This window comes from Bacillus sp. UNC438CL73TsuS30 (genome assembly GCF_000482325.1).
Lineage (GTDB): Bacteria > Bacillota > Bacilli > Bacillales > Cytobacillaceae > Neobacillus.
This window is the reverse complement of sequence record NZ_KI535298.1, coordinates 81,558-106,702: the sequence shown is the minus strand read 5'-3', so window position 1 is coordinate 106,702 and position 25,145 is coordinate 81,558. Positions and strand designations below refer to the sequence as shown.

24 protein-coding genes and 1 other annotated feature are annotated in these 25,145 nt (G+C 38.9%); of the genes, 18 read left to right on the top strand and 6 right to left on the bottom strand.

Going from position 1 to position 25,145, the window contains the following annotated elements:
* Positions 1-35 precede the first annotated feature (35 nt).
* Positions 36-312, top strand: a binding site (T-box leader).
* A gap of 69 nt (positions 313-381) precedes the next feature.
* From trpE to odhB, 13 genes are all read left to right on the top strand, one after another.
* Positions 382-1,770, top strand: a complete 1,389-nt coding sequence (gene trpE / locus M028_RS0126605; protein ID WP_026576564.1) for an anthranilate synthase component I — start codon at positions 382-384, stop codon at positions 1,768-1,770.
* A complete protein-coding gene (locus tag M028_RS0126600) occupies positions 1,767-2,378 on the top strand; it encodes an anthranilate synthase component II (protein ID WP_026576563.1) in 612 nt (203 codons plus the stop codon). Before trpE ends, M028_RS0126600 begins: the two co-directional genes overlap by 4 nt.
* Positions 2,350-3,375, top strand: a complete 1,026-nt coding sequence (trpD, locus tag M028_RS0126595; RefSeq protein ID WP_026576562.1) for an anthranilate phosphoribosyltransferase — start codon at positions 2,350-2,352, stop codon at positions 3,373-3,375. Before M028_RS0126600 ends, trpD begins: the two co-directional genes overlap by 29 nt.
* Positions 3,376-4,167, top strand: coding sequence for an indole-3-glycerol phosphate synthase TrpC (trpC, locus tag M028_RS0126590; RefSeq protein ID WP_026576561.1), 792 nt, complete (start codon positions 3,376-3,378; stop codon positions 4,165-4,167).
* Positions 4,164-4,790 (top strand): phosphoribosylanthranilate isomerase, encoded by a 627-nt coding sequence (locus M028_RS0126585; RefSeq protein ID WP_026576560.1) that lies wholly within the window; start codon positions 4,164-4,166, stop codon positions 4,788-4,790. The genes trpC and M028_RS0126585 overlap by 4 nt, the downstream gene beginning before the upstream one ends.
* Entirely contained in the window at positions 4,787-5,986 is a 1,200-nt protein-coding gene (trpB, locus tag M028_RS0126580; RefSeq protein WP_026576559.1) for a tryptophan synthase subunit beta, read from the top strand. The genes M028_RS0126585 and trpB overlap by 4 nt, the downstream gene beginning before the upstream one ends.
* A gap of 2 nt (positions 5,987-5,988) precedes the next feature.
* Positions 5,989-6,771 carry a tryptophan synthase subunit alpha gene (trpA, locus tag M028_RS0126575; protein WP_026576558.1) on the top strand — a complete coding sequence of 261 codons (783 nt, stop codon included), beginning with the start codon at positions 5,989-5,991 and terminating at the stop codon, positions 6,769-6,771.
* A gap of 216 nt (positions 6,772-6,987) precedes the next feature.
* Positions 6,988-8,067 (top strand): tRNA 2-selenouridine(34) synthase MnmH, encoded by a 1,080-nt coding sequence (gene mnmH / locus M028_RS31155; protein ID WP_051591271.1) that lies wholly within the window; start codon positions 6,988-6,990, stop codon positions 8,065-8,067.
* A 378-nt stretch (positions 8,068-8,445) separates the two neighbouring features.
* A complete protein-coding gene (locus M028_RS33935) occupies positions 8,446-8,571 on the top strand; it encodes a hypothetical protein (protein WP_268884128.1) in 126 nt (41 codons plus the stop codon).
* Between the two features lie 38 nt (positions 8,572-8,609).
* Positions 8,610-9,287 carry a response regulator transcription factor gene (locus tag M028_RS0126560; protein WP_026576557.1) on the top strand — a complete coding sequence of 226 codons (678 nt, stop codon included), beginning with the start codon at positions 8,610-8,612 and terminating at the stop codon, positions 9,285-9,287.
* Positions 9,284-10,684 carry a HAMP domain-containing sensor histidine kinase gene (locus M028_RS0126555; protein ID WP_026576556.1) on the top strand — a complete coding sequence of 467 codons (1,401 nt, stop codon included), beginning with the start codon at positions 9,284-9,286 and terminating at the stop codon, positions 10,682-10,684. The genes M028_RS0126560 and M028_RS0126555 overlap by 4 nt, the downstream gene beginning before the upstream one ends.
* A 208-nt stretch (positions 10,685-10,892) precedes the next feature.
* The gene (locus M028_RS0126550) at positions 10,893-13,742 is read left to right on the top strand and encodes a 2-oxoglutarate dehydrogenase E1 component (RefSeq protein ID WP_026576555.1); all 2,850 of its coding nucleotides are present in this window, start codon (positions 10,893-10,895) and stop codon (positions 13,740-13,742) included.
* Positions 13,735-15,003, top strand: a complete 1,269-nt coding sequence (gene odhB, locus M028_RS0126545; protein ID WP_026576554.1) for a 2-oxoglutarate dehydrogenase complex dihydrolipoyllysine-residue succinyltransferase — start codon at positions 13,735-13,737, stop codon at positions 15,001-15,003. Before M028_RS0126550 ends, odhB begins: the two co-directional genes overlap by 8 nt.
* Positions 15,004-15,063: 60 nt before the next feature.
* Here the strand turns inward: odhB and sda are convergent, their stop codons facing one another.
* Entirely contained in the window at positions 15,064-15,189 is a 126-nt protein-coding gene (sda, locus tag M028_RS0126540; protein WP_371261560.1) for a sporulation histidine kinase inhibitor Sda, read from the bottom strand.
* A gap of 190 nt (positions 15,190-15,379) precedes the next feature.
* Between sda and M028_RS0126535 the strand changes: the two genes are divergently transcribed.
* Together M028_RS0126535 and M028_RS0126530 are read left to right on the top strand one after the other, a co-directional pair.
* A complete protein-coding gene (locus M028_RS0126535) occupies positions 15,380-16,141 on the top strand; it encodes a VOC family protein (protein WP_026576552.1) in 762 nt (253 codons plus the stop codon).
* A 266-nt stretch (positions 16,142-16,407) separates the two neighbouring features.
* Positions 16,408-16,611, top strand: a complete 204-nt coding sequence (locus tag M028_RS0126530; RefSeq protein WP_026576551.1) for a DUF6501 family protein — start codon at positions 16,408-16,410, stop codon at positions 16,609-16,611.
* 87 nt (positions 16,612-16,698) lie between these two features.
* On the opposite strand, the gene M028_RS0126525 is transcribed toward M028_RS0126530, so the two are convergent.
* On the bottom strand, positions 16,699-17,262 hold the full coding sequence (locus M028_RS0126525; protein WP_026576550.1) for a YhcN/YlaJ family sporulation lipoprotein: 564 nt from the start codon (positions 17,260-17,262) through the stop codon (positions 16,699-16,701).
* Positions 17,263-17,407: 145 nt separating this feature from the next.
* Between M028_RS0126525 and crcB (M028_RS0126520) the strand changes: the two genes are divergently transcribed.
* Positions 17,408-17,791 (top strand): fluoride efflux transporter CrcB, encoded by a 384-nt coding sequence (gene crcB, locus M028_RS0126520; protein WP_026576549.1) that lies wholly within the window; start codon positions 17,408-17,410, stop codon positions 17,789-17,791.
* Entirely contained in the window at positions 17,788-18,147 is a 360-nt protein-coding gene (gene crcB, locus M028_RS0126515) for a fluoride efflux transporter CrcB (protein ID WP_026576548.1), read from the top strand. The genes crcB (M028_RS0126520) and crcB (M028_RS0126515) overlap by 4 nt, the downstream gene beginning before the upstream one ends.
* A gap of 41 nt (positions 18,148-18,188) precedes the next feature.
* On the opposite strand, the gene yidC is transcribed toward crcB (M028_RS0126515), so the two are convergent.
* Positions 18,189-18,980, bottom strand: coding sequence for a membrane protein insertase YidC (gene yidC / locus M028_RS0126510; RefSeq protein ID WP_026576547.1), 792 nt, complete (start codon positions 18,978-18,980; stop codon positions 18,189-18,191).
* 510 nt (positions 18,981-19,490) lie between these two features.
* Between yidC and M028_RS0126500 the strand changes: the two genes are divergently transcribed.
* Positions 19,491-21,071: a cation:proton antiporter gene (locus M028_RS0126500; protein WP_026576545.1), complete on the top strand. Its 1,581-nt coding sequence runs from the start codon at positions 19,491-19,493 to the stop codon at positions 21,069-21,071.
* Positions 21,072-21,097: 26 nt separating this feature from the next.
* Here the strand turns inward: M028_RS0126500 and M028_RS0126495 are convergent, their stop codons facing one another.
* The 3 genes from M028_RS0126495 to pflB all read right to left on the bottom strand — a co-directional run bounded on the left by M028_RS0126495 (position 21,098) and on the right by pflB (position 24,985).
* Positions 21,098-21,829, bottom strand: coding sequence for an urease accessory protein UreH domain-containing protein (locus M028_RS0126495; RefSeq protein WP_026576544.1), 732 nt, complete (start codon positions 21,827-21,829; stop codon positions 21,098-21,100).
* Between the two features lie 131 nt (positions 21,830-21,960).
* Complete coding sequence (gene pflA / locus M028_RS0126490; protein ID WP_026576543.1) at positions 21,961-22,698, bottom strand: pyruvate formate-lyase-activating protein; 738 nt, start codon at positions 22,696-22,698, stop codon at positions 21,961-21,963.
* Positions 22,699-22,759: 61 nt separating this feature from the next.
* The gene (gene pflB / locus M028_RS0126485) at positions 22,760-24,985 is read right to left on the bottom strand and encodes a formate C-acetyltransferase (RefSeq protein ID WP_026576542.1); all 2,226 of its coding nucleotides are present in this window, start codon (positions 24,983-24,985) and stop codon (positions 22,760-22,762) included.
* Between the last annotated feature and the right edge of the window lie 160 nt (positions 24,986-25,145).

The following is a 25,145-nucleotide window of genomic DNA, read 5'->3' as shown; positions in this document are numbered from 1 at the left end:
GATGGGGGGCCCTTTTTGTTTTGAAAAAATAAATATTGAAATCGTTAAGCAAGAGGAGTACACATTTTTGATTCTTTCCAGAGAGCCGGGGAGGGTGAGAGCCCGGTAAGAAGAAATTTGTGGAATGGACTTGCGAGATGCAGTTTGAACGCTGGAAGCGAAAATGCTTCCTTAGATCAGTAGGACTGCACGGAGTTCCACCGTTATAAGGATAGGATATCGGACGAATATGTCCTGTATCTGAAAGAGGAAACAGGTTGTGAGGTCTGTTTCAAACGGAGGTGGCACCGCGGTTTAAGAATCGCCCTCTATGGATGCATGAAATTTTAAAATGCATCCATAGAGGGCGATTTTTTTTATTTTGAAAGGAGCACAAATGGAATGAAAACAAAAAGTAACTTTTTGGTTCAGGAATTAAAAGGGGATACCCTGACACCGATTTCTATATTAAAAAAAATAAGCGGCAGAAAGAAATTTTTATTAGAAAGTTCCCATAAATATAATGACTCCGGACGTTATTCCTTTATTGGAGCAGATCCTGCCCTGGAATTAATTGCAACAGGTGATCATGCTCAATTAATAAAACGCAATGGCGAAGAAACAATCCTCCAAGGAAATCCGTTAGAGATTTTAAAAAGACTGCTCCCAAAAATGGAAATAAATGATACTCCATTTCCATTTATCGGGGGGGCTGTCGGGTATGTTGGTTATGATATTGTCCGGCAGTATGAAGATATTGGCCCAAGCTTAGAGAACAGCTTAAATATGCCGGATGTCCATTTGATGTTTTACGAAGAATTAATGGTCTTTGATCACCTTCAGGAAAAGGTTACGGTTTGCGGCTTGCCGATTTTAGAGGACTCCGATCCAGTTCAAATTGAAAAAAGAATTATGGAAAGAGTCGAAGAGTTAAAACAACCTGATTATTTTCTTGAAGAGGAACACTGCCAGTTTAACGGTTATGAGTCAGAGACAACGAAGGAGACTTTTATCAATAATGTGAAAAAGGCAAAGGAACATATCCTTGCCGGAGATATCTTTCAGGTTGTCCTTTCAAGGCGGATGAAGTCAGCATTTCAAGGAACGCCATTATCCGTATACCGTAAACATCGTGCGAATAATCCTACTCCTTATATGTTTTATATTGATTTTGAACCATACACGGTCATTGGATCGTCACCGGAAAGTTTGATTAAGGTTAGGGAAACACAGGTGATCGCAAATCCGATTGCCGGGACAAAAAGAAGAGGAACAAGTCCTGAAGATGACCAATTAATTGAAAAAGAACTGCTGGCAGATGAAAAAGAATTAGCTGAACATAAAATGCTTGTCGATCTTGGAAGAAATGATCTTGGCAGGGTTTGCGAATTTGGAACTGTTACAGTTGATAAATATATGGCTGTTGAAAAATTCCGCCATGTCATCCATTTGGTTTCAGAAATCAGTGGGCAATTAACTTCCCAAAACAAAGCTCTTGATGCGTTGGCAGCATGCTTGCCGGCAGGAACAGTTTCCGGGGCACCAAAAATTAGAGCAATGGAAATCATAAATTCCTTAGAAGAATCAAAGCGCGGTCTTTATTCAGGAGCGATCGGATACCTTTCCGCAAACGGTAATATGGATTTTGCCTTAGCAATAAGGACGATGATTTTGAAAGATGGAAATGCCTATATTCAGGCCGGCGCAGGCATCGTTCACGACTCTAATCCGGAGTCCGAATACGAGGAGACTGTAAATAAATTGAAATCATTTTTGGAGGGTGAAAAATGATTGTACTAATCGATAATTTTGATTCTTTTACATTTAACCTTTACCAATATCTTGGTGAATTGGGAGAAAAAGCAACTGTCATTCGCAATAATCAACTTACAATAGAACAGCTGAAGGAGTTAAATCCTAAAGCCATTATTCTTTCACCCGGACCTGGCAGACCGGAGGACGCCGGGATTTGCGTCGAAGTAATTAAGGAGTTTTATCAAAAGGTTCCTATATTAGGGATTTGCCTTGGACATCAGGCGATTGGTTATGCTTTTGGGGCAAATATTACACGGGCTGATTCAATTAAGCATGGGAAAACGTCTTTTATCACACATAGCAGCTGTGGGCTATTTGAATACTTATCATCCCCATTAGAGGTAATGCGTTATCACTCGTTAGTGATTGAAAAAAATAGTCTTCCAGAAGAATTTGAATCGGTTGCAATTTCAATGGATGACCAAGAGGTAATGGCGATTAAACACAGGCATTATTCGGTGTATGGGCTTCAGTTCCACCCTGAATCAATTGGGACACCAACTGGAAAAGGTATCCTTAAAAATTTCTTAAATGACATAGAAAGGATGAATCGTGATGAAAAATTATTTACTCCAATTAGCTGAAAAAAAATCGTTCACTGAAAACGAAATGAAAGAAGCAATTGACAATATCCTCTGTGAGGAAGTATCAGAAAGTGAGATTGCCGCCTTTTTAATGGGGTTAAAGTCAAAAGGAGAAACAGTGGAAGAAATCACCGGTATTGTAAGGGCATTGAAGGAAAATACCCTAAGCTTTAAAAAGAAGTTTCCGAATGTTCTGGATAATTGTGGGACAGGAGGAGACGGATCATCAAGTTTTAATGTTAGTACCACCTCTGCTTTTGTAATTGCCGGGGCAGGAATACCGGTTGCCAAGCATGGAAATAGAAGTATTTCGAGCAAAACAGGAAGTGCGGATGTTCTGGAGAAACTCGGAATCAATTTAGATTTAGCACCAGAACGAATCGAAGAAGTGATAGATGAGGTGGGCATTGCCTTTTTGTTTGCCCCAAATGTCCATCCAAAACTTAAAAAAATTGGGCTGGTTCGTAAGCAGTTAAGAATTCCAACGGTGTTTAACTTTATAGGACCACTAACCAATCCGATTGATTTAGATTTTCAATTATTAGGGGTTTACCGACGCGACTTGCTGCCGGTGTTTGCGGAAGTGCTGCACAAACTAGGCCGGAAGCGGGCGATTGTCTTAAATGGTGCCGGGTATATGGACGAAGCATCCCTCCAGGGCGAAAATCATTTAAGTATTTTAGAAAATGGCAATATCACAAAATTTACTTTTTCACCAGAGGAAGTTGGGCTTCCACATTATGATAACAGCGAGATAAAAGGCGGAGATTCGAGGGAAAATGCCGAAATCTTAGTGCGAGTACTAAAAGGGGAAAAAGGAGCTTATCGGGATACAGTATTATTGAACGCGGGCCTTGGAATCTATACAACAGGAAAGGCTGTCTCCATTCAGGACGGCATCAATCAAGCTAGAGAGGTAATAGATTCAGGCGCCGCTTACGAGAAACTTCAACAATTAATTGAGAAAACTGCAACAGGGCAGAGGGAGGCAATCTAAATGGGAACGATATTAGACCGGATTATTGAACAAAAAAAACAAGAGCTTCCGATTCTTCAAGAAACGAGACCAAACCTTCCTCCCATTTTAGAGGATAGAAAATCTTTTATTCGTAAGCTCGAGAAGGCGGAGGAAATTTCGATTATTGCAGAATTTAAACGTGCTTCACCGTCAAAAGGGATCATTAACCAAGCACTTACTCCAGCAGAACAGGCGAGGCAATACGAACGTTCCGGCGCCTCTGCCATCTCGGTTTTAACCGATCAAACCTTCTTTCAAGGTGCCTTTTCAGACTTAAAATCAGTTAGGGAAGCAGTAGAACTGCCGATCCTTTGTAAGGATTTCATGATCGATTCAGTTCAAATTGATCATGCTGCTGCAAATGGGGCTGACATCATTTTATTAATTGTTGCTGCACTGGATGAGAACAAACTAATGCAACTTTATCAATATGCAACAAGCCTTGGATTAGAAGTCTTAGTAGAAGTCCATAACTTGGAGGAGTTGCAGACCGCCCTAAAATTAGGTGTAAAACTTATTGGAGTTAATAATAGGGATTTAAAGACTTTTAATGTGTCTCTTGAAGTAACAGAAAACTTGGCAGCACTCGTTAAAGAAAGTGGAGCGTTTCTTATTAGTGAAAGTGGTATCCATTCAATCGAAGATGTTGATAGGGTTAGAAAAGCAGGTGCGAACGGTATTCTAGTCGGGGAAGCATTAATGGTCAGCACAGATGTAAATCAATCATTGGTTAATTTTCGTCTTCCTCTTGCAAGGGGTGTGGAGCAATGAAGGTGAAAATATGCGGGATTCGTGACGCTGACACTGCACTAGCTGCTGTTGCCTATGGTGCAGATGCGATTGGCTTCGTTTTTGCAGAGAGTAAACGAAAAGTAGAACTTGATAAGGCAAAGGACATCATTGAAAAGCTGCCTTCTGATGTTATGAAGGTCGGAGTGTTTGTCAATGAAACCTTGGAGGGAATAGAGAAGATTGCTAACTTCACTGGATTAACTCATATCCAACTACATGGAGATGAAGCAGCATCGTTAAGTGAAAGATTGACATTACCGGTAATAAAGGCTGCGAGTATTGAATCGGACGAAACCCTCGAGGAGATTAAAAATTATCCGTGTGAATACCTCCTGCTTGATGGACCAAAAGGAAAGTACCGGGGGGGAAATGGACTCGCCTTTAATTGGAAAAACATTAATCTTGATGTTCTTAAGGAAAAGAAGATTATTTTAGCCGGTGGATTACATCAGGAGAATGTGGAGGAAGCAATCCAAACCATCCAGCCTGATATGGTTGATGTTTCAAGCGGGGTCGAAACAGACGGAAAGAAAGATCTTCAAAAAATTAAACTATTTATTGAAAAGGCAAAGGGAAGCCTTACAAGGAGGACAACAGTATGACAAGTTATACATTACCAAATGAAAAAGGGCACTTCGGCATTTTTGGCGGTAGATTTGTCCCGGAAACACTGATGAAGGCTGTTACGGAACTAGAAGAGGCATATAAAATTGCAAAAGGGGATCCATCTTTTCAGGAAGAGATTAATCAGCTTTTAAAGGATTATGTCGGCAGGGAGACACCGCTCTATTTTGCTGAAAATCTAACGAAATATGCCGGCGGTGCAAAAATCTATCTAAAAAGAGAGGATTTAAATCATACTGGAGCACACAAGATCAACAATGCAATTGGCCAGGCCCTTTTAGCGGTTCGGATGGGGAAAAGAAAAATTGTTGCAGAAACAGGTGCCGGCCAGCATGGAGTAGCGACGGCAACGGTATGTGCACTGCTAAATCTTGATTGTATTATTTTTATGGGAGCGGAGGATATCAAACGCCAGGCACTGAATGTATATCGTATGGAATTACTTGGAGCAAAGGTAGTCAGTGTGACGACCGGAAGTTCAACCTTAAAAGATGCGGTAAATGAGGCGCTTCGCTACTGGGTGGCAAATGTTGATGATACTCACTATCTATTAGGCTCTGTATCAGGTCCGCACCCGTTCCCGATGATTGTTCGTGATTTTCAAAGTGTGATTGGAAAGGAAACGAAACAGCAATTTTTTGAAAAAGAAGGCAAACTTCCGGAGGCAGTGGTTGCCTGTATTGGCGGTGGAAGCAATGCCATGGGAATGTTTTATCCATTTATTGAAAATGAAGAAGTTAAATTGTATGGAGTTGAAGCCGCAGGGCAGGGGATTGAAACCGGTTTTCATGCTGCTTCATTAACAAGCGGAAGTCCCGGAGTATTACATGGTGCACTTATGTATCTATTACAGGATGATGACGGACAAATTATCGAAGCTCACTCGATTTCTGCAGGTCTTGACTATCCGGGTATTGGGCCGGAACATAGCTATTTACATGAAAGCGGTCGTGCGATTTACAACTCGATTACCGATCAAGAGGCCCTTGATGCTTTTCAGCTTTTATCAAAACAAGAGGGAATTATCCCTGCATTAGAAAGCTCTCATGCAGTTGCATTTGCAGTCAAACTTGCTGCTGAAATGAAAGAATCAGAACATTTGGTTGTTTGCTTGTCAGGGCGTGGGGATAAGGATGTTGATGCCGTCAGAGCAAGGTTAAAAGGGGGAAGGTAAAAATGAATCGAATTACACAATCATTTAATGAATTAAACAAGCAGAAAAGGAAAGCGTTTGTTCCTTATATAATGGCAGGGGACGGCGGCTTGGAGGTCCTTAGTGACCGCCTTATTACCCTAGAAAAATTGGGTGCTACGGCAATTGAAGTAGGAGTTCCTTTTTCCGATCCTGTTGCAGATGGTCCGACGATTCAGCAGGCCGGGCTTAGAGCACTAGCAAATGGCACGACATTAAAGGGGATCATTGCAGAGATTGCCAAAGCAAGAGCACAGATTACAGTTCCTATTGTTATGATGTCCTACTTAAATCCAATCTACGCTTATGGAATAGCTAAGTTTGTAGCGGATGTTAAAGTGGCAGGGGTGGACGGATGTATTATTCCTGATTTACCTGTAGAGGAAGAAGAAATCATTGAGCCCTATTTAGAGGACGCTAAAATTGAACTGATTCGGCTTGTTACGTTAACCACTCCAATTGAACGGATAAAGGCCATCTCCTCAAAAGGCAACGGCTTCTTATATGCCGTAACGGTAAAAGGGATAACTGGAACAAGAAATGAGTACAATCAAGATTTGAATCAGTTCTTACAAACGATCAAGGAAAACAGTCCAATCCCTGTTCTAGCTGGATTTGGTATATCAAATGAAGCGCAAATAAAAGAAATTACACCATACTGCGATGGAGTGATTGTCGGTAGTAAAATTGTTGATTTGTTAAATCAAAACAACTTGGCAGAATTAGAAAAGCTTATGTCCGTATTAAAAATTGAATCTAAAATCTAGTTTAAAAGTCTGCTCTACGGAGTAGACTTTTCTTATGAGAAATTAACAGTAATTACCGTTACCTTGATTGTGTTATATGAATTATATATAATAAGTAGGTATCCGATATTATTTAACTGCAAAGGCTATGCGCCCGAAAACTTCCAAACCTGGAAGTTTGTTTTTATTTACCGTATGTTTTTCAAATAGGAATTTAAAATAAAGGAGTGGAAATAAATGAAGGAAATTCATGCTGAAGACTTTTCTAAATTAAAAAATCCTGTCATCATTGATGTCCGCTCACCAATTGAATTTAAGGATGGTGCTATTCCAGGAGCGATTAATGTCCCGTTATTTACGGATGAAGAGCGGGCTGTTATCGGTACTGTTTATAAGCACGAAGGACAGGCAGCCGCAAAATGGAGAGCAATGGAATTCGTTTCTCCCAAAATCCCCGAAATGCTTCACAAAATAAAGGATTTAGCTTCGAACGGTGATGAATTAATCATTAACTGCTGGCGAGGTGGAATGCGCAGCAATGCTGTTGTCACTTTTTTGGAGTTTTCAGGAATTTACTCTTGGCGATTAGTCGGTGGCTATAAAGCATATCGCCAATTTATTCTCAGTCAAATCCCAACGATGTTTCCTGAAAAAGCAGTTGTTTTACATGGATTAACCGGAGTCGGTAAAACCGTCATTCTAAAAAATTTAAACAGGAAAGGTTATCCAGTACTTGACCTTGAAGAAATGGCGGGGCATCGCGGTTCCATTTTCGGAACGATTGGACTTAGTGATGGGCATAATCAAAAAACATTTGATTCGTTGCTTTATAAAGGGCTAACGGAAATAAAAGGGTCTTCGTATTTCTTAATTGAGGCCGAAAGCAAACGAATTGGAAAAGCGGTACAACCCGAAGAATTAATGGAGAAAAAACGTCAAGGTATCAATTTTTATATTCATTCTCCAATCGAACAGAGGATAAATCTCTTGATCGACGAGTATGTTACTCCATATAAAGATGAACCATGGTACGATGAAAAGATTCAAGAAGGTCTTGATAAAGTACTACGTCGTGTGACGAATGCAGATACTAAAAATGGACTTATCGATGCTTTAAAAAAATATGATTATCCGAAATTAATTCAAGCTTTATTAGAACATTATTATGATCCAAGGTATGACCATAAGCGTTATGAATATGAAGGAGATTTTATCGATATTCCCGCTGAAAATCCGGACGAAGCAGTGGATAGGATCATCGCTCATCTTGATACTCTCACCTTAAATGGAAAGAAAGCGATGGAGCCTCTTTTCTAATCTAATCTTAATGTTTTTTTCATCAAACCTTCTATTTGCTGCTTTATGATGAACTTGTATGGATAAGAATTGGGGACTTAACAATTTGATCGGTACAATTTATATCATTCTTGCTTTGGCGGTTAGTTATGCTGCTAAGTAGCCGCTAAACCAAAATGAGAGTTCCCACTATTGCACATGCTATAAAGGCATGTGTTTTTCTGTTATTTATAGAGGGAATGATTATTTTATTAGCAAATTCTCATTTTCCTTTCATTATGCTTTAAATTTCTAAAGGTATGATATGGATAGATGTTCCATTTATTAGCGTATTGACTATTGACCATTCCTGCCAGTGATCATTCATTCGTTAATTCGATTAAAAAGGAGGGGTGTAACATGTGGGTACGACTATTAATTGTAGGATTCTTTTCTTTAAGCGCACTTTCCCTCATGTCTTTCCAATCAATTGAGATTGTGCATGCAGTCATGAATTTTCTTCAAGATAAACATCAGTTAAAATAATAGTAATATGTCAAATTTTATATGCGAGCGTGGAATAGATGCCAAGAATTTTAATCATTGAAGATGAAAAAAATTTATCAAGGTTTATCGAGCTTGAATTAAAGTATGAGGGTTATGAAACCATGGTTTGTTCTGACGGACGAAGCGGTTTGCAGGCCGCTTTGTCTGAAAATTGGGATGCCATCCTGCTGGATTTAATGCTGCCTGAATTAAATGGAGTAGAAGTATGCCGCAGAATCAGGCAAACAAATAAAACCCTGCCGATTATTATGATTACAGCGAGGGACAGTGTCCTTGATCGTGTTTCCGGGTTGGACAGCGGTGCAGATGATTATTTAATCAAACCTTTTGCAATTGAAGAGCTGCTGGCACGTCTCAGGTCTGTGCTCAGAAGAACGGAAGCCTTAACTTCCGCTGGCTTAACGATTTTAACCTTCAAAGATCTCACTGTTGAAATCGAATCCTGTGTTGTCAGGAAAGGGGATAAGGTCATTAATTTGACGAAACGCGAATATGATTTGCTGGTGATTTTTATGAGCAATATCAATATCGTCTTGACAAGGGAAGTTCTTTTAAATAAGGTTTGGGGCTATAATACCGGTGTCGAAACAAATGTTGTTGATGTCTATGTCCGATATTTACGTACAAAAATTGATGATGATCATGAGGGAAGCTATATCCAAACAGTTCGCGGTACGGGATATGTTATGAGATGATCAAAAAACTTAAATTTTATTTGAATAGGCTTTCATGGCAAAACAAGCTCGTCCTAAGCGGTTCTACAGCTATTTTTTTTACTTTCTTTTTATTTAGTTTTTTGGAATATCATACTGTTTCAAAATGGATGATGAATCGAGAAGAAATTGCCGTAAATCGGACAATCACTGATTTGAAAACATATTTTAAGGAAAAAGCAGACTCATTAACTCGTGAAGATATAAAAAATAGTAGAGATTTTTTACGAAAAATGAATGATAAGGACCAACTAATCCGGGTCTATGATCAAAAAGGAGAAGTAGTCGTTTCTGATAAGAATGGTACTTTCACCGTTTTGGAGCCGACTCCAATCAAATCGTCCTTAATTGAAAAAATTTCGGCTGAGGGAAAAGAAGCCATTGTTGCGAGGTCACCGATAAAAGGTTCCAATTTTGAAGGAACCATTGAAATTGTCCGTCAATTAAACAACTATCAAAAAATGATGGACCATTTTTTCTGGGTAATGACCATTTTTGGGATGGCAGCCATTTTATTTAGTGCCCTCAGTGGATTTTTCCTAGCTAGACAGCTCCTGACTCCTGTCCGTGATTTAACAGGTGCGATGAAAAGAATTAAAGAAAATGGGTTTCAGGGGAGAATGGAAGTATATAAACAAAAAGATGAATTAACAGAACTTACAAATGTGTTTAATGAAATGATGGATGAAATTGAAACATCCTTCCTGCAACAAAAACAATTTGTTGAGGATGCATCTCATGAACTAAGGACGCCTGTTTCTATTTTAGAGGGGCATTTATCTTTATTAAATCGCTGGGGCAAAAAAGACCCCGCTATTCTCGATGAATCCTTACAGGCATCGCTTCAGGAGCTGGCGCGATTAAAAAAGCTTGTTGTGGATTTACTTGAATTAACAAGAGCAGGAAACCAGCGAAGTTTAAGTGGTGAGAAGGCAAATATCCCTGTAGTTATACAAAGAGTAGTCAAAAATCTTGAGGTCGTACATCCGGATTTCCATTTTATAATGGAACTCGAACCTGGACTGCCGCAAGTCCTTTTGTCAGAACAACATTTGCAGCAAGTGTTAATCATATTACTAGATAATTCCATTAAGTATTCGAAGGATAATCGAACCATTCAGGTTTCCTGTCATCGGATCGATAAAAAAGTCTTATTATCCGTTATTGACCATGGAATCGGGATACCGTCCGAACATGTGTCAGAGGTGTTTAATCGTTTCTACCGAATTGATAAGGCGCGGAGCCGTGAAAATGGAGGCACTGGATTAGGGTTATCAATTGCGAAACAGTTGATTGAAAAAAATAATGGGGCTATTTCAATTGAAAGTAAAGAAGGGGTCGGAACAAAGGTAAACATTCTTCTTCCTGTTGCCGTTTAAAAAATTTTTTCTAATGGGCCGATTTTTCGGTCCTTTTCTTTTGAATAGCTGACGAGAGAGGTTTATAATGCTATAGTAGTCAAAGTTACTACTATTTGCATGGGGAAAAATATTATAATGATTTTTTATTTGACGCTGTTTTTTTTTGTGAATGGGCAATAGTAATAAAGACTATGAAAATTAGGTTTTGATTGGAGGGGAATATAGAATGAACAGACCAAATGTAGACAAAAAAGCTTATTTGGAGAGTTTTTTTGGCCCCAATCTTGGATATGTTATTGAGCAATTTGAAAATTATCAACAAAATCCCGAATCCATTGATCCGGAAATGAGATTGCTATTTGAGCAAATGAATGAAGCTGATTTTTCACTTTTGCAGGATAATGTTCAGGTTGTTCCTGAAACAAGGTCGGTTCAAACAGAAAAAATATTAGCAGCCGTTAAGCTTGCGGAAAATATCCGTGGATATGGTCATCTTGCTGCTAGTATTTATCCTTTAGGAAATAAAAGGGAGGAAGTCGAATTAATTGATCCCGCTTATTACGGGCTTAGTGTGGAAGATTTAAAAGCAATGCCGGCTAACATTATGTTAACCAATCCACCGGTAGCAATTAAAACGGCATATGATGCCTACCTTTGGTTAAAGGAAATCTACACAAAGTCGATTGCTTATGAGTATGACCACGTACATAATGTCGAGGAAAAAAATTGGCTTCGTGATAAAATCGAAAAAGGAAATCTCCACAGCAATTTAACAAACGAGAAAAAGTTAAAAATCACTAAACGGTTAATTGAAGTGGATGCTTTTGAAAAATTTCTTCATAAAACCTTCGTGGGTCAAAAAAGATTTTCAATTGAAGGCTTGGATACAATGGTTCCATTGATTGATGAAATCATTTCAGAAGCTGTGGTTGATGGTGCAGAAACGATTAATATCGGAATGGCCCACCGAGGCAGGCTGAATGTGCTTGCACATGTCCTTGGAAAACCGTATGAAATGATTTTTGCTGAGTTTCAGCATGCCCCGAATAAGGAACTTGTTCCTTCAGAAGGGTCAATTGGAATCAACTTTGGCTGGACAGGAGATGTGAAATATCATCTTGGTTTAAATCGCCAAATTACAGGTGAAAATTCCAAAAAGGCAAAAGTGACACTAGCCAATAATCCAAGCCATTTGGAATATGTGGGAGCTGTTGTTGAAGGATATACAAGAGCAGCACAGGATAATCGAAAAGAACCAGGCTATCCAGTTGAAAACTTAAAAGCCTCGCTTGCGATCTTAATTCACGGGGATGCGGCATTTCCTGGTGAAGGTATTGTAGCGGAAACCTTAAATCTTAGCCGTTTAAATGGATATCGAACCGGTGGAACCATTCACATCATATCGAACAACACGATCGGATTTACAACCGAATCTCGTGATTCCAGATCTACCCGTTATGCAAGTGATTTGGCAAAAGGATTCGAAGTTCCAATTTTACATGTAAATGGTGATGATCCGGAAGCAGTGCTTGAAGCTGCGGCATTAGCAGCTGAATATCGCTCAGTATTTCAAAAAGACTTCCTAATCGACTTGGTTGGATATAGAAGATTTGGACATAACGAAATGGATGAGCCGATGACAACAAGTCCGCAAATGTATACATTAATTCATAAACATCCAGTTATTAAGGACTTATACGCAGATAAACTCAAAGCAGCAGGAATTCTTAAGCCTGAAGAGTTTAAACAAATGGAGGCAGAAATCCAGGGAAAACTTAAAGCTGCGTATGATAAGGTTTCAAAATATAAAGGTGAACATGAGACAGAAGAGCCGGAGATTCCTGTTTTCCTAGAAGAAGAGCCAATCATTAATACAAGTGTTCCAGCTGATCAACTAAAACAAATTAACCACGAACTACTTCAATGGCCAAAGGATTTCAAAGTATTTAACAAACTAGAGAAAATTCTAAACCGACGCGTGGATGCATTTGAGGAGAACGGCAAAGTTGACTGGGCTTTGGCTGAAACATTAGCATTTGCAACAATCTTAAAAGAAGGTACTCCTATCCGGATGACGGGTCAAGATTCCGAGCGTGGTACATTTGCGCACCGTAATTTAGTCTTGCATGATTCTGTTACTGGAAAGACTTTTTCACCGCTTCACCAAATTTCAAATGCTAAAGCATCATTTGCCATTCATAACAGTCCACTAACAGAAGCGGCAGTGGTTGGTTTCGAATATGGCTATAATATTTTCGCACCGGAAGCACTGGTGATTTGGGAAGCACAATACGGTGATTTTGCGAATGCAGCCCAGGTAATGTTCGACCAGTTTATCGCTGCGGGAAGAGCAAAATGGGGACAGAAATCAGGCCTAGTTTTATTATTGCCTCATGGATATGAAGGACAGGGACCTGAACATTCCAGTGGTAGAGTAGAAAGATTTTTACAATTAGCTGCTGAAAAGAACTGGACGGTTGCAAACCTTACAAGTGCAGCACAATATTTTCATTTGTTACGAAGACAAGCAGCATTGCTTTTAAAAGAAGAGATTCGACCGCTTGTCATCATGTCACCAAAAAGTTTATTGAGGAATCCACTTGTTTCTTCACTGGCAAGCGAATTAAGTACAGGTGAATTCAAACCGGTAATGGAACAATTTAACCTTGATGGTAAAGAAGATAAAGTAGAGCGAATTGTACTTTGCAGCGGTAAAATTGCGATTGATTTAGCAGAGCAATTAAAAAATTACCCAGATAATGAATGGTTGCAAATTTTACGTTTAGAAGAAATTTACCCGTTCCCAACAGAAATTTTAAAAAATATTTTTAACCAATATAAAAATGTAAAAGAGATTTTCTGGATACAAGAGGAACCAAAAAATATGGGTGCCTGGTATTTTGTAGAACCGCGATTAAATGAAATCGCCACAAATGGTGTTCGTGTACAGTATATTGGTCGGAGAAGACGATCTAGCCCCGCAGAGGGAGATCCAAATGTTCATAAGCTTTATCAATCTAAAATTATAAATGCAGCATTAACGAGGGCAGAAGATGGAGGGTTAAACAATGGCTGAAATAAAAGTTCCCGAATTAGCAGAATCCATTAGTGAAGGTACAATTGCTAAATGGCTTAAAAATGTTGGTGAATTTGTAGACAAGGGTGAATACCTGGTAGAACTCGAAACAGATAAGGTAAATGTGGAGATTATCTCAGACTATGCAGGAGTTTTAACGGAACAAAAATTTGAAGAGGGAGATACGGTTAACGTTGGTGAAGCCATTGCAATCGTAAATGAAAATGCTACAGGTGCCGAAACAACTGCACCTTCAGAGCCGAAACCGGAAGCTGCGGCACAACCGAAGGCTCAACAACCAGTTATGGAGTCTTCACAGTCCGTGAATGCGAACCCTGCACCTGTTTCAGAAAATACAGAAGGGAACGGGCAGCGCCCGATTGCTTCCCCGGCAGCAAGAAAGCTGGCAAGGGAAAAAGGGATTGATTTACAGACTGTTCCAACTGCTGATCCACTAGGGCGGGTTCGCAAACAGGATGTATCATCCTATCAGCCAAATGCAGGAAAACCGGCTGCTAAAGCTGCGCCTGCTGCACCGGCAGTTGCACAAGATCCGTCAAAACCAGTTTTACGTGAAAAAATGTCAAGACGCAGACAAACAATTGCTAAGCGCTTGTTGGAAGTTAGTCAATCAACTGCAATGCTTACAACCTTTAACGAAATTGATATGACTGCCGTCATGGACTTGAGAAAGCGAAGGAAAGATCGGTTCTTTGAGCAGCACGATGTTCGACTTGGGTTTATGTCTTTCTTTACAAAAGCTGTAGTAGGAGCTTTGAAACAATTCCCGCTTCTTAATGCGGAAATTCAAGGAGAAGAACTGTTAATTAAACAGTTTTATGATATTGGTGTCGCTGTTTCCACTGAAGATGGACTTATTGTTCCTGTAGTTCGGGATGCTGATCGTAAATCATTTGCTGAAATCGAAGGCAATATTTCTGAATTAGCGAAAAAGGCAAGAGATAATAAATTAGCATTGAATGACCTGCAGGGTGGTACCTTTACGATTACAAATGGCGGGGTATTTGGTTCCTTAATGTCCACTCCGATTTTAAACGGCCCGCAAGTAGGGATTTTGGGAATGCATAGTATCAAGCTTCGTCCGGTTGCCATTGATAAAGATAAAATGGAGAACCGCCCGATGATGTATATTGCGTTATCCTATGATCATCGGATTGTCGATGGAAAAGAGGCTGTAAGCTTCCTTGCCAAAGTGAAGGAAATGATTGAAGATCCAGAATCACTTCTTCTGGAAGGTTAATACTTTAGATTAGAAAACCGCCGAGTGTTCTCGGCGGTTTGTTACATTTTAAATAGGAAATCAGCTTTTCTTAAACGGTCTCAATCCACGACGTTGAATTTCATCCTTCAAAATTTTAATCCATTCCTTTTCCTTACCAGACTTTAATGCATCCCGATATGACACAACCAACTGCTCGTTACTCATAATTTTCACCTTAAACGCCTCCTCGGAAAATGGATAGAATATTCAGTTTTTATTATTGTAATGGTTTTCATTTAAAATGAAAACCCCTTATTCATAAAAATTTTTAACAAATTAATGAAAAGCATTTCAATAGAATCGCGATACGGTTCACGTTAAAATAAAGACAAGCAATAGGAAGGAGATGATTGAGTTGTTACAATTGGATCATATTGTCCATTTTATAAATCGTAACCCAGAAGAAGCTGTATATGAGTGGGAGAAATATGGGCTAAAAGCTATTCGTGGAGGAAGTCATATAAACTGGGGTACTTATAATAGCTTATTGTATTTCGGATTATCGTATATTGAATATTTAGCAGTGGAAAAACCAGTGGGCGCAAACCAATCAGAGAATCCGTTAATATCGCAGCTCTTAAATGACAGCAAACGATTTGAAGGTTTTGGCCAGATTTGTTTCCGAACGAGTCATATTGTCAGGTTAAAGGAAGATTTAAAAACGAAAGGATATCATTCAACGGAAATTTTTGAAGGAAAAAGACTGCGGAATGATGGAGTAGAGATTTCATGGAAGATGTTGTTTATCCAGCAAGACGGACCGCTTCCCTATCCATTTTTCATTCAATGGAATCAGAGTGACCCAGAAAGATTGGAAGATCTAAAACGATCCGGAATGCTACCGTCCAGGCAGGAAAATCAATCAGTTAAATCCATTTCCTTTGTTGTTTCAAATGTTGCGCAAGTTGTTGCTGACTGGGCTCGATTGTTGGGAATGCCAATAGAATCTAAAAATATAATAAAAGTGGGTAGAACCGACCTAGTTTTCCATGATAAAAAGAATAGTGAAATTTTAACGAACATTCACAAATTAAAAGGAGACCGACCTTTTCAGGTCGAAATAGACCCACCAATCGCGAGGGAGCCAATTACCGTTTTTGGTGATCGTCTTAAGTAATTGGCTATGTTAAAGAACAAAGTTGATTGGAGCGGAAGGCACGAAGACTCCTGTGGGAGTACGGGGTAGGGGAGACCCCGCAGGAGCAAAGCGACGAGGAGGCTCCCCAGACCGCCCACGGAAAGCGAAGTGCCTGGAGTGGAAATCAACGACTAAGATTAACAGACCAAGTAATTATTAAGGCGAATAAAATACTAAGATGGTTGCGCATGCCCGCCGTGATTGATTATACTAGAAGGTGGACAACAATGGAAAGGGTGGCAGCAATGATCCATTTAACATGGCGTGACCGTGAAACATTAAAAAAGGTAAAATGTGTACATACGGATGCCAAAAAATATATTGTTAATCGGGCTTTAACTCCTGGTAAAGAGTATGATGTAAAAAATGAAACAGAAGAATTTTATTACATCGTTGACAATACCGGTAAGGTTGGCGGATTTTACAAAGAATATTTCCAAGAAGTATAAAGAAATTAAGACATAGGCACAGCCTGAAATCAGATTGAAAATTAGAAATGCCTGGCAATCGCCAGGCATTTTTGCAACAGAAGTTAATTAATCCTTTAAGTCTGGGAAGACGCGTCGAACTGAATCAGAAAATTCTTTAAAGAAGCCGGTCACCGGTCTGCCATCGCGAATATCGCCAGCCCATTGATTCATTTGACCAAAAAAATCTGGATTGGCGGATATATATACATTGTCGATATCATGATCTACTGACTTCACTTTGTCAGAGATTTTATCTTCAAGATTATTCGTTAATTTATCATTTCCAGCCAATTTAACAGCTACATATGCATTATCGTCTGAAGCAATTACAGTTGCTGAATCGACTTCGGAAAGGTCCGAAACCCGGTTTGCAGCATCGTCAGCAACGCTCATTCGATTACGATTATCGTTGTCATTACGGACATCTGTAACGTTATTTCGATTAAGTCTTGTATCAGAATTATCAACACCAGTTACTGCTGGTCCACCGTGAGGATTATAATTTACCCTGGTTGGTTCATTTACATTTCGATTTCGATTTGCCACATCGTCATTGACATTATTTTTACCACACCCTGTTAAATAAAGACTAAAGACAAGGGAACCAATTAAGAAAACAGTCTTTTTCATGCTGTCCAAACACTCCTTTTTCTAAGTTGTTTCAAGGATAGCATTCCATTTATAAATAAAAATATTCAAGGGGTTATGACGAAAGAAAAACTTGGATATGTTAAAATGAAATGGATTTTTTATTCGGTTATCGAGGTGTTTAAACTTGGTCTATTTGTTTGTTGGAATGGGTGGAATCATTGGAGGTTTATTGCGATATGGTTTATCCCTTCTAGCGATTAATATTTGGGGGGAACGTTTTCCAATTGGAACCCTTTTGATTAATTTAACTGGAGCTTTTCTGCTAGGGTGGTTTACAAGCAGGTTTGGTCAATCCAAAAAGCTTCACCCCTATTTTATTACTGCTTTTTCAACAGGAGTGGTGGGTTCTTATACTACCTTTTCAACTTTTTGCTTGGAAACAGTTCGCCTAATAGAAGCAGAGGCCTATTTTAAGGGATTGATCTATGTTTTGCTTAGTTTATTTGGCGGTCTTTTATTTGTAAAAATGGGGCAGGATTTTGGTAATGAAACGAGGAAAGTAAAATGACTGAAGTACTTTTTGTCTCACTTGGCGGATTTTTTGGTGCCATTGGCCGCTTTATCATAAGCAAATCGTTTCAAAAACATAGCCAATCTGGATTCCCAATTGGAACCTTAACCGTCAATTTAATCGGTGCTTTTTTGTTGGGACTTATCGTTGGAATTCCTATTAAAGGCCATGTGTATAGTTTGCTTGGTGTAGGTTTTATGGGTGCATTTACAACTTTCTCAACATTTAAGCTTGAACTTTCCGGACTCCTAAAAAGTAAAAAAAATAAACTTTTTTTACGCTATTTAGTCATCAGTTATCTTGCCGGAATCATCCTTGCTTTTTTGGGGATTTTAATTGGAAAGGAAATATAAAAAGGAAGCACCTGTCAAAAGATGCTTCCTTTTTATTACTTTTATTTTTGCTTAACGGCTACTTCTTCTTTTTTATGATTTTGATATAATTTTCGGCTGATCATGGTTTGAATGATTAAGAAAGTCCCCCCAACTACCCAATATAGCGGTAGCGCAGCAGGTGCTTGAAACGAAAACATTACAATCATTAACGGAGAAAGTAATCCCATATATTTCATTTGCTGTTGCTGTTGTGTAGGCATATTGGATTGGGAAACCTTAAACTGAAAATAGTAAATTAAACCGGCAATAATCGTAATCGCAATATCAGGATGACCAAGGCTAAACCATAAAAACTTATGATGGGCAATTTCTTGTGATCCACGAATTGCATAATAAAATCCTGTTAAAATTGGCATTTGAATAACGATTGGCAAGCAGCCCATATTTAATGGATTGACCCCATGTTTTTGGTAGAGACCCATCATTTCTGCTTGAAGCTCCTGCTTCTTTTTCGGGTCCGTTTCAGCCTTCATTTTTTTCTGGATGGCATCCATTTCAGGCTTAAGCACGTCCATTTTTTCCTTCATGACCATTTGATTTTTATATTGTCTTAACATTAATGGCATTAGTATGAGCCGGATGATTAGGGTAACAAGAATAATGGCTAATCCATAATTACCATTGAAAAAATCAGCGACAGAATGAATGACCACAGCGAATGGCTGTACAAGGTAAGTATGGAAGAAGCCCGTACTCTTTCCACTTTGAGCCTGACTTGAACAAGCTGAGAGTAATAATGTTGTGAGTGATAATAGTGCAATCAATAATAGTGAAGATCGTTTTGTTTTCATATTTCCTCCTAAAAAGTGTGGTTAGATTGTATATAAGTAAAGAGAGGAAACAGGATCTTCAGGATCATCCTGTGAACATTTTTTTCTACGAATATATTTGACAATTCTAATTAGAATAAAATTCCTATTTAAACGACTTTTTTCTTTATAAAAATAAATAGGGTGAATAATTTTTGTGTCCGCAGGATTAGATAAGGAATCCATAAAGGAATATTTTACACTCCAAGCCAGCAGAAATTTTAATGAAATCCCTAAATAGAGGCTGACATAGAGGGCTGTAAGGGTATTTATATCGGAATGATCGATTAGAATTTGGAACAAAAATTTTCACCTCACTTTTAAGCCAATGATAAGAGTATAAAGGAGTTTTAGCAAATAATCAAATACTGAATTGTGGAAGGAATAATAGATTGTGAGAATCAACAACCCTCAACTGTTTTCGGTTTATTTTTATTAAAAATTGAGAAAAGTAAAGTTGTTGTATCCATTTGCACAAAAGGAGTTTTATTTTTGAAGGAATTAGATGTACATTCTATTTTTGTCATTGGGTTCGTACTCATCATGCTTGCTGCCTTCGTAACAGCCATTGCCAAGAAATTAAAACAACCCTATCCAATTGCATTAGTTTTGGTCGGTGCATTGATTGGCCTTACCGATTTTTCTTCCTTAGCATCATTAAAAAACTTTATTACACAGGGGGAGGTTTTTCATTTTGTTATCGTTACCCTGTTTTTACCTGCACTGTTAGGGGAAGCTTCGCTAAAACTCCCTTTTCCTCAGTTAAAAAATAATAAGCTTCCTATACTGGCTCTTGCCTTTGGGGCAACGTTAATATCTTATTTGGTTGTTGGGTTTTCATCCTACTTTCAACTGAATTTGTCGATACAAGCTGCTTTTGTTTTTGCCGCATTAATGAGTGCTACTGACCCAGTAAGCGTTTTATCGATTTTTAAAAGTGTCGGGGTCAATAAAAAATTAGCCATCATTGTGGAAGGGGAAAGCTTGTTTAATGATGGTATGGCAGTTGTTCTTTATCAAATTTCAGGGTTTTATTTATTAACTTATCTGGATTTGGGCTGGGAAGGCTTAGGAATGGGGATCTGGATATTTGTGAAGGTCATTGTTCTCGGGCTCATTGTGGGAGGTGCTCTGGGATACGGATTCTCCATTTTAACAAAGTTTTATGATGATTATCCGCTTGAAATCATCTTTAGTATCATTTTATTTTACGGTTCCTATTTATTGGCTGAAAGTATGCATGGTTCAGGTGTTATTGCCGTTGTTGTAGCAGCTATTATTTTAGGTAATTTTGGCGCCAGGATTGGCATGTCTCCGACAACAAGATTAAACATAGGAAACTTTTGGGATGTTGCCGCCTTATTAGCCAATTCAGTCGTGTTTTTAATGGTAGGTCTCGAAATTACAAGAATCGGTTTAAGCAATAAATGGGGGACAATTATTGGGGCGATTCTGATTGTTTTAATCGCAAGAAGTGTTGCGGTCTATTTAAGTCTTATCTTTAATAAAGATTTCCCATGGGCTTGGAAGCATATTATTAATTGGGGAGGACTAAAGGGTTCTCTTTCCATTGCTCTTGTTTTAAGTCTTCCCTACAGTTTCAAGGGTAGAGATGAATTGCTCGTGTTAACGTTTTTCGTTGTCCTTTTCTCCTTAGTGGTTCAGGGACTGACGGTTAAACCTTTGATTACAGTTTTAGGTGTTAAGCCTAAAGAACGGGGGGTATTGGAGTATGAACATTTGATTGCAAAAATTCATCGCTATGATTCAGCCATTGAAGAAATAACCAGGGTTAAAAGAAGGTTATTCATAACCGAACCAGTTTCAGCTGAAATGGTGACAGAATATCAAGGAAAAAAATCCCGAGTTGAAACCGAGCTTCAAGAATTATATAAAATTCATTCTGAATTAAAGGAAAAACAGAGGAATTTATTATCGAGACAGGCATTATATGCTGAACATGAGGCCATAAGCCATCTTCATAAAGATGAAGTCATTTCAAATGATATTGCAAACTTGGAGGAAGTTGAAGTAATGGACCTTTTAGTAAAATTAGATGAAAAAAATCATTAAAAAATGCGGACAGGTTCCGCATCTTTTTAAATCCAATATGTAATGGTATCCAATATTCCTAGAAGGAGTAGAAAGGCTCCGGCCGTTTTCTGTACCCTTAAACCAAATTGTCGGCTTTTTTTCATAATTGCCCCATCCATCCCGAGAAACCAAATCATAAACATAAAGATAAGGAGTGGAAGGGATGTACCGATAGCGAAAATACTTGGGAGAACTACACCGTAACTAGAACTAAGCACAATTGGCATCAGAGTCAGGAAAAACAAAATGAACATGGTTGGGCAAAAAGCAATAGAAAAAGTGACTCCCATTATGAAAGATCCGAAAATCCCTCCGCTCTTTTGATTGGGGATAGAGGAAAAGAGCCGGTTAATCCAGTTTAATTGGATCATTCCAATTAAAAATAAACCTAAGAGGATAATAAAGGGTCCAATTAATTTACGGAAAAGGGCAAAGAAGCTGGTAATCGCTGTTTGGAATTCTTGACCAATCAGCCAAACGGAAAGTCCTAAAGTAGAAAATACGACAATTTTACCAAATATAAAAAAGAGTGCCTCCACCCATGTTTTCTTTGTTTGCAGGCTTTTATTTCCGTAAAAAGTAATGGCGCTAATATTGCTGGTAAGCTGACAAGGAGCAAGGGCACCAATTAACCCCAGCAAAAAAGCAGCAAGCAGCGGAATTTGTTTTGTTTCATAAAATAAAACTTGAAACGGACTGCTTAAAACTCTGCTGATTGAACTAAAAACTTCGTACATATTGAGTCACCCCTATAGTGCGGCATATTTCACTGCTTGTACTATACTATTACTTTATCAAAAATAAATGCTCATAGAAGAGAGTTCACAATTTAGTAAGAAAAAACACCGAATCCAAACTGATTCGGTGTTTAGGCCATCCAATTTGTTGTAAGCATTTTATAAGCATGGTTTACCTTGTCCTCTGACGGCGGTTCGATGCCTTTTAATGGATACTCATGCCCCAATGCCTCCCATTTATATACCCCAAGCTTATGATAAGGAAGAATCTCGATTTTTTTAACATTTTCAAGAGTGCCGATGAATTCTCCCAGCTGCTCAAGGTCCTCTGGGTCATCTGTAACTGAGGGAACAAGGACATGCCGTACCCAAACTGGTATCTTACGTTCAGATAAAAACTTTGCAAATTCAAGAATATGGTCATTCGCCATCCCGGTTAATTGAATATGTTTCTTTCGATTAATATGTTTTAAATCAAGTAAAATTAGGTCTGTATATTGTAATAACTCCTCGAGCTGCTCTATAAAATGCGTAGAATGTGAGAAGCAACCCCCAGATGAGTCTATTGTGGTATGGATTCCCATCCGCCGACATTCCTTAAATAATTCTGTAAGAAAAGGAATTTGCAGCAATGGTTCCCCGCCGCTTACGGTAATCCCACCGCCAGATGCTTGAATGAAAGGGAGGTAACTCATGAGGTCATCAATCACCTCAGAAACTGTAATTTGTTTTCCCGTGCCAATTTCCCATGTATCGGCATTGTGACAAAACTGGCAGCGTAACAGGCACCCTTGTGTAAAAATGACATAGCGTATTCCAGGGCCGTCGACAGTCCCTAAAGTTTCGATTGAATGAATATTTCCGTTCATGGTTATTTTCCCCTTTCATTTTAAGGAAGGAGCCCCTCCTAAGGGGAGCTCCAATGTTTGATTAAAGTGACTCGTGGAAGGTACGGTTAATGACGTCGAGCTGCTGCTCTTTTGTTAATTTAATAAAGTTAACCGCATATCCGGAAACCCGAATGGTTAGCTGTGGATATAGTTCCGGATGTTCCATCGCATCAATGAGTGTTTCCCGATTAAATACGTTAACATTTAAATGATGTCCGGATTTGATTATATAACCATCCAGGATGGATACAAGGTTGCGAACTCTTACATCTTCCTCTTTTCCTAATGCCTTTGGAACAATGGAAAAGGTGTTTGAAATTCCATCCATTGCATAGCTGTAAGGCAGTTTTGCGACAGAAGAAAGGGAAGCTAGGGTTCCTTTTGTATCACGACCATGCATTGGGTTTGCACCTGGTGCAAATGGTTCTCCTGTCCGGCGTCCATCCGGTGTATTCCCTGTTTTTTTACCGTAAACAACGTTTGAGGTAATCGTTAAAATCGACAAAGTATGAACAGATTCACGGTAAGTGTGGTGCTTTCGAAGCTTTTTCATAAAGCTTTCAACAATTTCAATCGCAATGCTGTCAACCCGATCATCATTGTTCCCGTATTTTGGAAAGTCCCCATTGTTTTCAAAATCAATGGCAATACCATTTTCATCGCGGATTACTTTTACCTCGCCGTATTTAATGGCACTTAGAGAGTCTGCTACGACACTTAAACCGGCAATACCTGTTGCCATTGTCCGAAGAATCTTTGTATCATGCAGGGCCATTTCAATTCTTTCATAGCTGTATTTATCATGCATGTAATGGATGATATTTAATGTATTAATGTATAAACCTGCCAGCCATTCCATCATTTGATCAAACTTTTGCATGACTTCCTCATAATCTAATACATTCGCTTTAATTGGCTGATACTGAGGACCAACCTGAATTTTTAATTTTTCATCAATACCCCCATTTATAGCATAGAGAAGGGCTTTGGCAAGGTTAGCGCGTGCCCCGAAAAACTGCATTTGCTTGCCAATTTCCATTGCAGATACACAGCAGGCAATACCATAGTCATCGCCATATTCTGGACGCATGATATCGTCGTTTTCATATTGAATGGAGCTCGTTTTAATTGACATCTTTGCACAATAGTTTTTAAAGTTTTCCGGTAGCTGGGCGGACCATAAAACAGTTAAATTTGGTTCCGGTGCAGGACCTAAATTATCTAATGTATTTAGGAATCGGAAGGAGTTTTTTGTGACCAAAGGACGCCCATCCAGTGCCATGCCACCAATTGACTCCGTTACCCATGTAGGGTCGCCGCTGAATAATTCATTATAATCTGGTGTGCGAGAAAATTTTACTAGGCGAAGCTTCATAATAAAATGGTCTACTAGTTCCTGTGCTTCTGTTTCTGTTAAAATTCTATTCTCCAAATCTCTTTCAATATAAATATCGAGGAAGGTTGAGACGCGGCCAAGACTCATTGCAGCACCGTTCTGCTCTTTAATAGCCGCTAAATAGCCGAAATACAGCCATTGAAATGCCTCGGCTGCATTTTTAGCAGGTTGGCTTATGTCAAATCCATAGCTTGCCGCCAATTCTTTTAATTCCTTTAAGGCACGATATTGCTCTGATAACTCTTCTCGTAAACGAATCGTTTCTTCTGTCATCACACTGCTTGTATGCCCATAATCCTTTTGTTTTTCTTTGATCAAGAAATCAACACCATATAAAGCCACACGGCGATAGTCCCCAATGATACGCCCGCGTCCGTATGCATCTGGGAGTCCGGTAATAATTCCTGCTTTTCGTGCACGCAGCATTTCCGGTGTATAAGCATCAAAAACACCTTGATTATGGGTTTTACGATAATCAGTAAAAATTCTTTCAATTTCGGGATTTAATTGATAACCGTATGATTCGCAGGCTTGTTTTGCCATCCGAATCCCGCCAAATGGCTGTAAGGAGCGATTGAATGGTTTATCCGTTTGAACCCCAACCACTTTTTCGAGTTCTTCATCAAGATAACCAGGACCATGAGAGGTAATGGTTGAAACGGTTTCGGTATCCATTTCCAGGACGCCGCCGTTTTCACGTTCCTGTTTGGTAAGATCCATAACTTGTGCCCAAAGTTTTTTGGTTGCTTCAGTAGCACCGGTTATAAATGAGTCATCTCCCTTGTATGGAGAGAAATTTTTCAAAATAAAATCTCGAACATTTACTTCACTCGTCCAAATACCTTTGTTAAACCCTTGCCATTGTTCCATGATTTTTCACCTCTAATTTTTTAAGAAACATATAACAGATTTGATATTTATATCTTACATTCAGTATAACAGCTCATTTGTGAAAAATATCACAAATAAAAGGGGTAATTGTTAAGATATTGTGAATAAAGGTTTTGTAAGAGGAATTCAACTGTTTTTG